The following is a 12109-nucleotide window of genomic DNA, read 5'->3' as shown; positions in this document are numbered from 1 at the left end:
GCGGGGGACGGAAAAGTGCCTTCCGCGATGGATTGCCCAGTCGCCGTCGGTTATGTTTCACAAGCACCAGCCGCGTCCCCTTACCCGGGACATCCCGAGTGGCATTGGAAATTCACCCGTGACTACACCTGCATCCGCGGTGGCGTTCTCGCGCGCCGTCGAGACCGCCATCGATGAGGGCGACCTCGAACGAGCCGTCGACCTCCTGTCCGAGCACTGGCCCCGATTCGTCGGCCTGCACGGCGCACTCGTGCGCTCGCTGCTCGGCGCACTCCCCCGCGAGCGCTGGCACGCCGATCCCTGGCTGGTGACCGCCATGGCCTCCACGCACCGCACCGCCGGTTCCGCCGACCCCGGGGAGGCGATGCAGTACTTCACCGCTGCAGACCTCGTGACCACCGCTGACGTGACAGTCGTCACCCGTGCCGCGATGGCGCTGCACCGCGCGATCGCGCTGCGCGCCGTGGGCTGGCTCGCCAAGGCCGACGAGTCGGTCGTGAACGGGCGCACCCTGCTCGCCTCGGACCGCACCATTCCGGGCACGACTCGCCGCAGCCTTCAGGTCCGGTTCGCGATGCAGGCCGGCATCCTCGCGATGCACCTGGGAGACTTCGACACCGCGGAGAGCGAGCTGTCCATGGCGGCGGCCGCCGACGACGCGGACCTGCAGCACGAGGAGCGCGTCGAGCTCCTCGGCGCGTCGGCCTTCCTCGCCTACTGCCAGGGCGACCTCGGGCGCGCCGATGCCCTCGTGGACTCCGCCCGGCGCGCGGCGGGCACCATCGCCGATGCTCCCGTGCTGCTCACCAGCAGGCACGCCGCGCCCGCCCTCATCACCGAGGTGCTGCTCGCCGTCGAGCGGGCCGATGACGCGGGCGCCGTGACCATCTTGCGGACCATGCGCCGCGCGTCCCGGCGCTCGGACTGGGAGCTCCTGGCGATCCAGGCCGAGGCCGGATCCGCCATGCTGCAGGGCCGGTTCCGCGAGGGCCTGGAGCTCCTGCGCGCCATGGAGGCGCTCGAGTCCGAATGGGACCCGGCCGGCGCCGTGCGCACGAGCCGGCTCGCCCTGACCGCCGGGCTGCTCGTGCGGCTGGGCGAGGTGGATGAAGGCCAGGAGCTGCTGCGGACGCTCACGCCGACGCAGCACCACGTCACCTGCCCCGCGCTGCACGAGGGCCGCCTGCTCGTGCAGGAGGGCGACTTCTTCGCCGCGCTGCGCGCCATCGACGAGTGCTCCGCCCTCGGCGACACGCACTCGAGCCGCACCAACGTCGACGTGCTGCTCGTGCGGGCCGCGGCGCACTACGGCCTCGGGAACACCAAGCACGGCGACATCGCGTTCGACGTCGCCGCCCTGCTCGGCGCGCGTGGCGGCGCGCTCCGTCCGTTCGAGTTCTTCCCGGTGCTGGCGCTCGAGCCCATGGTCGTGCGCGCCATGGATCGCAAGCAGCCGCAGCGGCTGCACGGGTTCCTGCACGAGGTGCACGCTCGCGCCACCGTCCGGTCGACCGGCGCCTGGCAGCAGGACGAGCTCACGAATCGCGAGCGTGCCGTCGTGGACGCCCTGCTCGCGGGCCAGAGCCACGGGCAGATCGCGGCCAAGCTCCTGCTTCCCCCCACCTCGGTCAAGAAGTACGTGCGCAGCATCTACCGGAAGCTCGAGTCGAGCAGCCGACGGGAGGCCGCGCAGCGGTCCCGGTGACGGCTCGCCGTCTCCTGAGGCCCTTACCCTCGCGCGGTACCGCGATTAGCGTGAAACGGCAGGGCGGGGAGCACGGGAACCGGCGACACGGTCCGGACTCCGCCCGGCGGCAACCGGAACCATCTGGAGGACACGTGAACGATTCACCCGCGCGCGACGAGCTCCCGCTCCCGGACTACGACCACATCCCGCTCGGCACCCTCCCGATGCGGATCACGGCGCTCGACGAGGCCGGCATCGGGCAGCTGCTCGACTACGAGCGCGCCCACGGCGACCGCCTCCCCGTCGTCCAGGTGCTCGAGCGACGACTCGAGGCCCTGCAGGGCGGGGCCGAGCCGAGCGGCACCATTCCGGAGTCGCTTCCCGAGGTCAGCCAGGGCCAGACCGGCTCGCCGGTGAGCCCGGCGACCTCCGGCCCGCCGATCAACCCACCGTCGCACGGCGACCCCACGAACCCCGCTCAGCCGCGCTGACCCGCTGACGCCGTCCGGACGCGGACGGATCCAGCAGACCGGCCACAGGGCGCCGTTCCGTCGCGGAACGGCGCCCTGCGTTCCGCACGCCCGTCAGCGAACATGCGCGGGCACGACGAAGGGCGCCGTCCCGTTGCCGGAACGACGCCCTTCGCGTCGTGCATGCCCCTGTGAGGGGCGGGAATTACTTGAGGGTGACGGTAGCGCCGGCGCCCTCGAGCTGAGCCTTGGCCTTCTCGGCGGCCTCCTTGTTCGCGCCCTCGAGCACGGCCTTGGGGGCGCCGTCAACGAGTGCCTTCGCCTCACCGAGACCGAGGCTGGTGAGCGCGCGCACCTCCTTGATGACCTGGATCTTCTTGTCGCCGGCAGCCTCGAGGATGACGTCGAATGCGGTCTGCTCCTCGACCTCCTCAGCGGGGGCGGCAGCGCCACCGGCAGCCGCGACGGCGACCGGAGCAGCGGCGGTGACCTCGAAGACCTCTTCGAACTTCTTGACGAAGTCGCTGAGCTCGATGAGCGTGAGCTCCTTGAAGGCGTCGATGAGCTCGTCGTTGGACAGCTTTGCCATGGGTTTCTCCTTAGTGTGTGTGGTTTGTGTCAACCGCGGAAGGCGATCCGCTCCCTGTGCGGGAGCGGGGGATCCTTACGCGGACTCCTGCTTCTCGCGCAGCGCCTCGACGGTGCGGACCGCCTGGGACAGCGGTGCGGTGAACAGATATGCGGCACCGAACAGCGAGGCCTTGAAGGCGCCGGCAAGCTTGCCGAGCAGAACTTCGCGGGACTCGAGGTCGGCGAGCTTGCGAACCTCGTCCGCGGTCAGCGGGTTACCGTCGAAGTAACCGCCCTTGACCACGAGCTGAGGGTTGGCCTTGGCGAAGTCGCGCAGACCCTTCGCAACGGCGACGGTGTCGCCGTGCACGAACGCGATGGCGGACGGACCGGCGAGCTCCTCGTCGAACGACGAGATGCCGGCCTGGTTCGCCGCGATCTTGGTCAGCGTGTTCTTCACCACGGCGTATTCGGCGTGCTCACCGATGTTCTTGCGCAGCTGCTTGAGCTGGGCAACGGTGAGGCCGCGGTACTCGGTCAGCAGAACGGCGTTCGAGTCACGGAAGTTCTCCGTGAGCTCGGCGACCGTGGCTTCCTTGTTCGCCATGGCGCTCCTCTCTAATACGTCCAGTCCTCTCCCCATCGAGAAGGATGAAGGGAGGAATGCCGGCAGCCCCGGGCCCGACACGAAAAAAGCTCCGGCACAGGAGGCCGGAGCTGGAAGAGGAGGAGCGGTTTCCCGCGGATCTCGTTGCTACGATCACCTGCGCTGGTCGTTTCTGTGAGGAAACCTTCGATCGGCGACCCGTTCGCACGGGCACGCCGATAACCGGCGGTCTTTGGCTTCGTAGACTCTAACACAGCTCGGGAGTGGCACGCACGCCCCGCAGCCGAATGCGCGTCCGCGCCTGATCAGTGCACTACTCGTGCACTATGCTGCACTGATGATCACAAGGAACGCGTACGCCACCGCACTCAGCGCTTCCGTTCACCGCCGAGGCCGGGCGTGAGCGCCGGGCGCGTGCCCGCCCCGCCGTGGGCGTTGGCCATCGCGGCGATGCTCTCGGTCCAGCTCGGAGCGGCGCTCTCCGTTGGCCTGATGTCCGTGGTCGGACCCGCGGGCACGGCGTGGCTGAGACTGACGGCCGGCGCGGTGATCTTCCTCGTGCTCGCGCGTCCGCCGTTTCGCTCCGTCCGCCGCCGGGACGTCGCCCCGCTCCTCGGCCTCGGCGTGACGACGGGCCTCGTCACGGTCGCGTTCCTCTCCGCGATCGAGCGCATCCCGCTCGGCACGGCCGTGGCGATCGAGTTCCTCGGGCCGCTGACCGTTGCGGCGATCCGCAGCAGAAACCGGCGCTCCCTCGCCTGGCCCGGCCTCGCCCTGGTCGGCGTCGTGCTCCTCACGGAGCCGTGGCGCGGCGAGATCAACCTGCCCGGCGTGGGATTCGCGGCCCTCGCCGCCCTCGGCTGGGGCTCCTACATCCTCCTGACGCAGCGTGTCGGCGACCGCTTCACCGGCGTCGGCGCCCTCTCGATCACCATCCCCATCGCGGCCGCCACGGCCGCGATCGTCGGCATCCCGTCCGCCGCGGGTCGGCTGACTCTCCCCGTGCTCGTCACCGCGGTCGGCCTCGCGGTGCTACTGCCGGTGCTCCCCTACGCGCTCGAGATGCTCGCGCTGCGGCGCATGACGCCGACCGCGTTCGGGACTCTCATGGCGCTCGAGCCCGCCATCGGCCTGCTGCTCGGCCTGGTGGTCCTGCACCAGACGCCATCGCCGACCCAGCTGGTGGGCATCCTGCTCGTGGTCCTCGCGGGCGCCGCCGCCCAGCGCGGCGGCCGGCGGGCACCGGAACCGGACCCCGAGCCCGTGCACGCCGACGTCGGCCTTCCCGCCGAGCCCTCGGAACGCACCGCGCCCTCCTGACCCGACGGGCCGGCGGCCGAGATGCGGGCCGCCGGGTCCGCTACTTCCGGGCGGCCTCAGCACTGCTGGAAAGCGGCTCCGCGATGTCCTCGAGGGATCGGTTCGCCGCCTCGACGCCGATGATCGCCTCGACGAGGCCTGCAGCGATCATCAGGCCGGCGCCGATGTAGTAGCCGATGACCACCTGGTGCAGTCCCTGCTCGACGAACTGGCCGAAGAGGATCGGGCCGATGATGCCGCCGAGGCCCGTTCCCACGGCGTAGAAGAACGCGATCGCCATGGCGCGCGTCTCCATGGGGAAGATCTCGCTCACCGTGAGGTAGGCGGCGCTCGCGCCGGACGACGCGAAGAAGAACACCACGACCCAGGCGGCGGTCAGCCACGTGGCGTCGAGCACGCCGTTGTCGAGCAGCATGCCCGTGACGACGAGGAGCACACCGGACCCGGCATAGCAGGTCGTGATCATGACCTTGCGGCCGACGCTGTCGAAGAACCGGCCGAGCAGCAGCGGGCCGGCGAAGTTGCCGAGCGCGATGGGAACCAGGAACCACGGGGCCGTGGCCGTGGGCACGTCGAGCAGCACGGTGAGCACGAGGGAGTACGTGAAGAAGACGGAGTTGTAGAGGAACGCCTGCCCGATGAACAGGGACAGCCCGAGCACGAAGCGCTTCGGGTACTTGGTGACCGCGACGCGCACGATCTCGCCGAACCCGATGCTCTTGCGCTGGTGGATGGTGAGGTAGCGGTCGGGCTCGGCGAGGTCCGTGCCCGTCTCGCGCTCGATCTCCTTCTCGATGCCGGTGACCAGCTTCTCGGCCTCCTCGTCGTGCCCGTGGATGAACATCCACCGCGGCGATTCCGGCACGTTGCGGCGCACCAGCAGGATGACGAGGCCGAAGATCGCCCCGAGACCGAAGGCGAAGCGCCAGCCCAGGTCGGCGGCAAGGAAGTCCTCGTTGAGCAGGATCACCGAGACGACGGCGCCGAACGCGGCGCCGAGCCAGTACGACCCGTTGATCGCGAGGTCGACGAGTCCGCGTCGGCGGGCGGGGATGAGCTCGTCGATCGCCGAGTTGATGGCGGCGTACTCGCCGCCGATGCCGGCGCCGGTGAAGAACCGGCAGATGAAGAAGAAGAGCGGCGTCGGCGCAAACGCCGTGGCCACCGTGGCGGCGAGGTACACGCCGAGCGTCAGCATGAAGAGCTTCTTCCGCCCGAACCGGTCGGTCAGATAGCCGAAGAAGAGGGATCCGGCGCAGGCGCCCGCGACGTAGATCGCGGCCGCGAGCCCGATCTCGCCGGGAGTCAGGCCGAGGCCGCTGCTCTCCTCGGTGAGTCGGGAGCCGATCGCGCCGACGATAGTGACCTCGAGACCGTCGAGGATCCACACGGTGCCGAGTCCGACGACGATGAGCCAGTGCCAGCGTGCCCAGGGGAGGCGGTCCATCCGGGCCGGGATGTTGGTGCGGATCTCCCCGAGTGTCGTCTCTGCCACCTGCGCTCCTTCGTCTCGGGCCAGACGCTACTCCCGGCGCGTTTCGGAAGCGAGGAAACCGATCCCGTACCCGCCGCCGCCCCCGCGTACCCCTTCCCGGCCCGATCCGAATTCAGGCCGTGCTGCGACACGCCGCGTCTGGAGGCGTCAAAACGCGGCGTGTCGCAGCTGAGCCTGAATCGGGAACAGGAGGGAGTGAAGGCGCGGGCGCCGGGGCGAGCCGGGGGCGAGCCGGGTTCCGGGCGGCGCGCCGGAGGCCGGGTTAGAAGCCCTCGGGGGCGTGCGGAACGTACTCGGCCTCCAGCGTGGCGATCTCCTCGGGCGTCAGCACGACGTCGAGGGATGCGACCGCGTCGTCCAGCTGCTCGGGCTTCGTGACACCCACGATGGGCGCGGTCACGACGGGATTGGCCGAGACCCAGGCGAGGGCGACCTGGGCGCGCGGGATTCCGCGCGCCTCCGCGACCCGGGCCACGGCCGCCGCCACCCGGCGGTCCGCGTCCTCGGACTGCCGGTACAGGGTCTTGCCGAACTGGTCCGTCTCGCTGCGCGCGGTCGACTCCTCCCAGTCGCGGGTGAGCCGGCCCCGCGCCAGCGGGCTCCAGGGCAGGACTCCGACGCCCTCGTCCGCGCAGAGTGGGTACATCTCGCGCTCCTCCTCGCGGTTCAGCAGGTTGTACTGGTCCTGCATCGTCACGAAGCGGGCCCACCCGTTGGCCTTCTGCAGGTGCAGCGCCTTCGAGAATTGCCACGCCCACATCGAGGACGCCCCGAGGTAGCGCACCTTCCCCGCGCGCACCAGGCCGTCCAGCGTCTCGAGGGTCTCCTCGATGGGCGTCGCGGGATCCCAGCGGTGGATCTGGTACAGGTCGATGTAGTCGGTCCCCAGCCGGCGCAGGCTCTCGTCCACCTGCCACAGGATGTGCTTGCGGCTGAGGCCCTGCCCGTTCGGCCCCTCGGCCATCCGGCCGTGCACCTTCGTCGCGATCACGATCTCGTCCCGGGTGGCGTACTCGGCGAGCGCCCGGCCCACGATCTCCTCGCTCGAGCCGGCCGAGTACACGTTCGCGGTGTCGAAGAAGGTGATGCCGGCCTCGACCGCCCTCCGGATCAGGGGGCGGGACGCCTCCTCCGTGAGGCTCCACGGGTGGGCGCCTCGATCGGGCTCGCCGAAGCTCATGCAGCCGAGCGCGAGCGCGGAGACCTCGGTCCCCGTCGCGCCCAGCCGGACGTACCTCACGCGCCGCCCACGGCGTCGCGCCAGGAGTGCTGCGGCTGGTAGCCGAGCACGCGCTTCGCCTTGTCGATGGACAGGAGGGTCTCGTGCTCCCCCAGCTCCTTGGTCACCGTCACGTCGGGGAACACCTCGGCCGCGAGGGATGCGCTCGACCGGCTCATGACAGTGTCCTCTTCGGCGATGATGAAGACCTCGTAGCCCGTGCCCTGCCACTCGAGGGCCTTGAGCACGGCCTGACCGCCGTCGCGTCCGTCGATGTAGCCCCAGAGGTTCCACTTGCGCTTCTGCGCGTCGTCGTCGAACGACGGGAACTCCGCGTAGTCCTCGGGGTTCATCACGTTCGAGAACCGGAGGCCGACCACCTTCAGCTCGGGATCCCAGCGCGTGAGCTCCTTCACCATCGTCTCCTCGAGGTGCTTCACGAGCGAGTACGTGCTGTTCGGCTGCGCCGGGTACTCCTCGTCGACCGGGATGTACGGCGGGTCGACGTCGAACGGCAGGCCGAGCACCGTCTCGCTCGACGCGTGCACGATGTTCCTGATGCCGGCGCGGGACGCCGCCTTGAACACGTTGAACGACGACAGGATGTTGTTCGTGAAGGTGTCGACGTCCGTGCGCAGGCCGGGCGCGGGAATGGCGGCCAGATGCACGACCGCGTCGATGCGGTCGTACCGGTCGTCGACGCTGCTGAGCGCATCCACGACCTGCCCGTAGTCGGTGAGGTCGACCTGCACGAAGCTCGTGCCGCGTTCCCCGATCCGGTCGAGGTTGACGACCTCGTGGCCTGCCTCGCGCAGGTAGGTGACGACGCTCCGCCCGAGCTTTCCGCTTCCGCCGGTGACTGCGATCCTCATGGCGCTCCTTCCGGAACGGCCGCCGTGGCCGGTCCTCGGCAAGTCTGTCACCGACCGCTGGCGAGTGACGGGCGGCGGCTTGTAGGGTCGGCACGGCGGGCGCCTCGTGGGTGCCACGAGGAACAGGGGCGTTCATGTCGACTACTTCCATCCGCTGGGGGACCCTCGGCGCCGGCGGCATCGCGCGCACGTTCGCGCGAGAGCTGCCGCACACGCGCACCGGTCGCCTGCAGGCTGTCGCGGCGCGCGACGCGGACCGCGCCGCGGCCCTCGCACGCGAGTTCGACGCCCCGTCCTCCTACGGCAGCTACGAGGAGCTGCTGGCCGACGACCGCGTCGACGCCGTCTACATCGCCACCGTGCACACCAACCACCACGAGTGGGCCGCCCGGGCGGCCGATGCCGGCAAGCACGTGCTGTGCGAGAAGCCCCTGGCCATCTCGGAGGCGTGGGCGAGGGAGGCGGTGGAGGCCGCGCGCCGGAACGGCGTGTTCCTCGCCGAGGCCTTCGCCTACCGGTTCTTCCCGCAGACCGAGAAGCTCCTCGAGCTCGTGCGCTCCGGCGCCATCGGGCGCGTCCGGGCGGTCGAGGCCCAGTACGCGTTCAGCGCCAACCACGACCCGGGCAACCGCCTCTTCGACGCCGCCGTGGCCGGTGGCGGCATCCTCGACGTCGGGTGCTACCCCGCCTCGATCACGCGGCTGGTCGTCGGCGCGGCCCTGGGCCGCCCCTTCGCCGACCCGCTCACGGTCGCGGGCGCGGGCCACATCGGCGAGACCGGGGTGGACGAATACGCGGTGGCTCAACTCACCTTCGACGACGGCATCACCGCGACCATCTCCGCCGGAATCCGCGTCGACGGCGAGCGCCGGGTGCGGATCCTCGGCACGCGGGGGCAGATCGACGTGCCGTCGCCGTTTTCCGTGCGGCAGGGCGAGTCGTCGGAGATCCTCGTGTCGGCGATCGGCCGGCCGACGGAGCGGATCGAGGTGCAGCAGATCCTGCAGTACGGCCTCGAGGCGGATGCGGTGGGCGACCGGGGGGACGCGCTCGAGGCGCCGCAGATGACCTGGGCCGACTCGCTGGGCAACGCGCGCCTGCTCGACGCCTGGCGCGCCGAGCTCGGCCTGGTCTACCCGGTCGAGCGGCTGCCCTGATCCGGTCGGCTCGCCGAGCGGCGTCAGCCCGCGGACGCGCGGCGCTCGTGAGCCGGCGCGGGCTCCGCGGCCGCGTGCGCGTGGTGATCGGCGGCCAGCGGCAGCCGCACGGTGAAGACCGTGTTGCCGGGCCTGCTCTCGGCCGCGACGGAGCCACCCGACGCGGCGACGACGCCCTGCACGATGGCGAGACCGAGACCGGTGCTGCCCGTCGCGCGCGAGCGGGAGTCGTCCCCGCGAACGAATCGCTCGAACAGGGTCGGCAGAAGCTTCTCGTCGATGCCGGGCCCGTCGTCGGCCACGCGCACGACCGCCATGGGCCTCTCGCCCTGCTCGAGTCCTAAGGAGGTCGTCACGCGGGTTCCGGCGGGCGTGTGCACCCGGGCGTTGGCCAGGAGGTTCACGATTACCTGGTGCAGGCGGGAGCCGTCACCCAGCACGGTCACCGGCTCCTCGGGGAGATCGAGGTCCCACTCGTGGTCGCGACCCGCGGCGTGCGCGTCGCTGACGGCGTCGAGCAGCACGCGCGTCAGGTCGACGGGCGAGCGCTCGAGCTCCCTGCCCTCGTCGAGCCGCGCAAGAAGGAGGAGGTCTTCCACGATGGCGGTCATCCGGGTGGACTCCGACTCGATTCGGCCGAGCGCATGCACGACGTCGGCGGGCAGCTCGTGACCGCCCATGCGGGTGAGCTCGGCGTAGCCGCGGATGGAGGCGAGGGGCGTGCGGAGCTCGTGGCTGGCGTCCGACACGAAGCGGCGCACCCGGTTCTCGCTCTCGCGGCGCGCGTTCAGCGCCTTGGCGATGTGACCGAGCATGCCGTTGATCGCGTACCCGACCTTGCCCACCTCGGTGCGCCGGTCGGTGTCCTCGGTGGGCACTCGCACGGCGAGGGCGACCTCGCCCCGGTCGAGCTCGAGGGCGGCGACGTCGGTCGCGGTCTGGGCGACGCGGTCGAGGGGACGCAGCGCTCGGCGGACGACGGCGGTGCCGGCCACCGCGGCGAACGCGACCCCGAGCAGCGTGACGAGCACGATGACCGTCACGAGCTGCGCGAGCGTCGAGTTCACGTCGCGCTGCGGCAGGCCGGTGATGACGGTGCCGCCGAGCGAGCTGCTCTGGGCGAGGAAGCGATAGGTTCCGAGCTCACCGCCGAGGTCTGCGGAGACGGGGCCGGCATCCGGCTCGATGGCGAGGAGCTGCTCTTGCTGGTCGACGCTCAGCGTCTGCTGGGCTCCCTCGACGTCGATGAACCCCGCGAACTCGACGGTGTCCCCGACCGCGATCGCGACGAGCGTTCCGGCTCCCTGGCCGCGCTCCAGGCCGGGACCGCCGTCCGGACCGCCGCCCCCGCCGCCGCCGAACGGCCCCTCGATGGCCCCGAGGGCACGGTCCGCGGACTGCACGAGCTGGCGGTCGAGCTGCGCCATCAGTGTGCCGCGCAGGAAGGCGACGCTCGCGATGCCGATCACGATGCTCACGAGCGCGAGCAGGGCGACGATCCCCAGCACGAGGCGCCGCCGCAGGGTCATGAAGCGGCCTTGAGCATGTAGCCGGCGCCGCGCACCGTGTGGATCATGGGCTCTCGACCCGCGTCGATCTTGCGCCGGAGGTAGGAGATGTAGATCTCCACAACGCTCGATCGACCGCCGAAGTCGTAGCTCCAGACCCGGTCGAGGATCTGCATCTTGCTCAGCACGCGGCGCGGGTTGCGCATGAGGTAGCGGAGGAGCTCGAACTCCGTCGCCGTGAGCTCGATGGGCGCGCCACCGCGGGACACCTCGTGGCTGTCCTCGTTCAGAACGAGGTCGCCGACGACGAGCTCGGGATTCGCGGCGTCGCTGACGGTGAGCGTCGAGCGGCGGATCAGACCGCGCAGCCGGGCGACGACCTCCTCGAGGCTGAACGGCTTCGTCACGTAGTCGTCGCCACCCGCGGTGAGGCCGGCGATCCGGTCGTCGAGCGAGTCCTTCGCGGTGAGGAAGAGCACCGGCACGTCCTGGCCGTCGGCGCGGATGCGGCCGAGGACCTTGAGGCCGTCGATGTCGGGAAGCATGACGTCGAGCACGATCACGTCCGGCCGGAACTCCCGCGCGACCGCCAGGGCCTGCTGGCCGTTCTCCGCGGTGCGGATGGACCAGCCCTCGTAGCGCAGGGCCATCTGCAGCAGGTCGGTCAGCGACTTCTCGTCGTCCACGACGAGCACCCGCACGGGTGATCCGTCGGCGCGCGTCATGCGCGGCTGGTGCGCGGAGGAGGGGGACTGGAAGGAGCCGTTCGTCGTGGTCACGCACCCATTGTTTGTGCGATTCCTATGCGGAGGCTATGAACCCGCTTGCCGCTGCCCAGGAAGCCGAGAGCCCGGCGCCGCCAGCTTTTCACAGGGTCCGCTTCCTACCGTGACGATACCGTCCTCGCGTCTTCGCGTGGAATCGACGAAGGAGACGCGACGTGGGCTGAGCGACGGGAACGGCTGTCCGCGCCACTGGGTGAGCGTGCTCGGACAGTTGGTCGGCGCATCCCTCCCTGGGAGGAGGTGGCGCCGACGGCCCGTGAGGTCACGGGGGCCTCCGGGCAGGACCGGCCGGCGATCACAGGATCGCCGGCCGGTTCGTCGTGCGCGGCGACACCGGCCCGGGCGCCGTGCACGGGACCTGTCGCGGTGTCTGAGCCCGTCGAAGGGACGTTGCGAACCGCAGAGGCACCCCACGTCGC

The 12109-nt window shown here is 70.7% G+C and carries 11 protein-coding genes; 4 read left to right on the top strand and 7 right to left on the bottom strand.

The window, feature by feature from the left end; all coding sequences use genetic code 11:
* The first annotated feature begins 118 nt into the window (after nt 1–118).
* A complete protein-coding gene (locus tag DAI20_RS05820; protein WP_159084929.1) occupies nt 119–1705 on the top strand; it encodes a helix-turn-helix transcriptional regulator in 1587 nt (528 codons plus the stop codon).
* A gap of 134 nt (nt 1706–1839) precedes the next feature.
* Entirely contained in the window at nt 1840–2178 is a 339-nt protein-coding gene (locus DAI20_RS05815; protein ID WP_108249540.1) for a DUF8129 domain-containing protein, read from the top strand.
* A gap of 184 nt (nt 2179–2362) precedes the next feature.
* Here the strand turns inward: DAI20_RS05815 and rplL are convergent, their stop codons facing one another.
* Nucleotides 2363–2746 (bottom strand): 50S ribosomal protein L7/L12, encoded by a 384-nt coding sequence (rplL, locus tag DAI20_RS05810; protein WP_108249539.1) that lies wholly within the window; start codon nt 2744–2746, stop codon nt 2363–2365.
* 75 nt (nt 2747–2821) lie between these two features.
* The gene (gene rplJ / locus DAI20_RS05805) at nt 2822–3334 is read right to left on the bottom strand and encodes a 50S ribosomal protein L10 (RefSeq protein ID WP_108249538.1); all 513 of its coding nucleotides are present in this window, start codon (nt 3332–3334) and stop codon (nt 2822–2824) included.
* Between the two features lie 450 nt (nt 3335–3784).
* Here rplJ and DAI20_RS05800 point away from each other — a divergent pair, with 450 nt between their 5' ends.
* A complete protein-coding gene (locus DAI20_RS05800) occupies nt 3785–4654 on the top strand; it encodes an EamA family transporter (protein ID WP_108249773.1) in 870 nt (289 codons plus the stop codon).
* A gap of 40 nt (nt 4655–4694) precedes the next feature.
* Here the strand turns inward: DAI20_RS05800 and DAI20_RS05795 are convergent, their stop codons facing one another.
* The 3 genes from DAI20_RS05795 to DAI20_RS05785 all read right to left on the bottom strand — a co-directional run bounded on the left by DAI20_RS05795 (nt 4695) and on the right by DAI20_RS05785 (nt 8240).
* Nucleotides 4695–6149 (bottom strand): MFS transporter, encoded by a 1455-nt coding sequence (locus DAI20_RS05795; RefSeq protein ID WP_240605890.1) that lies wholly within the window; start codon nt 6147–6149, stop codon nt 4695–4697.
* 262 nt (nt 6150–6411) lie between these two features.
* A complete protein-coding gene (locus tag DAI20_RS05790; RefSeq protein WP_108249537.1) occupies nt 6412–7389 on the bottom strand; it encodes an aldo/keto reductase in 978 nt (325 codons plus the stop codon).
* Nucleotides 7386–8240 carry an NAD-dependent epimerase/dehydratase family protein gene (locus DAI20_RS05785; protein WP_108249536.1) on the bottom strand — a complete coding sequence of 285 codons (855 nt, stop codon included), beginning with the start codon at nt 8238–8240 and terminating at the stop codon, nt 7386–7388. Before DAI20_RS05785 ends, DAI20_RS05790 begins: the two co-directional genes overlap by 4 nt.
* Nucleotides 8241–8374: 134 nt before the next feature.
* Here DAI20_RS05785 and DAI20_RS05780 point away from each other — a divergent pair, with 134 nt between their 5' ends.
* Nucleotides 8375–9397 carry a Gfo/Idh/MocA family protein gene (locus tag DAI20_RS05780; RefSeq protein WP_108249535.1) on the top strand — a complete coding sequence of 341 codons (1023 nt, stop codon included), beginning with the start codon at nt 8375–8377 and terminating at the stop codon, nt 9395–9397.
* Nucleotides 9398–9420: 23 nt separating this feature from the next.
* On the opposite strand, the gene DAI20_RS05775 is transcribed toward DAI20_RS05780, so the two are convergent.
* Together DAI20_RS05775 and DAI20_RS05770 are read right to left on the bottom strand one after the other, a co-directional pair.
* Nucleotides 9421–10926, bottom strand: a complete 1506-nt coding sequence (locus DAI20_RS05775; RefSeq protein ID WP_108249534.1) for a sensor histidine kinase — start codon at nt 10924–10926, stop codon at nt 9421–9423.
* Nucleotides 10923–11630 (bottom strand): response regulator transcription factor, encoded by a 708-nt coding sequence (locus DAI20_RS05770; protein WP_108249771.1) that lies wholly within the window; start codon nt 11628–11630, stop codon nt 10923–10925. The genes DAI20_RS05775 and DAI20_RS05770 overlap by 4 nt, the downstream gene beginning before the upstream one ends.
* Nucleotides 11631–12109: the final 479 nt, after the last annotated feature.

It is taken from the genome of Planctomonas deserti, assembly GCF_003067705.1.
Classification (GTDB): Bacteria; Actinomycetota; Actinomycetes; order Actinomycetales; family Microbacteriaceae; genus Planctomonas; species Planctomonas deserti.
Note: the sequence above shows the minus strand (reverse complement) of the source record. Positions and strands in the feature narration are given on the sequence as shown.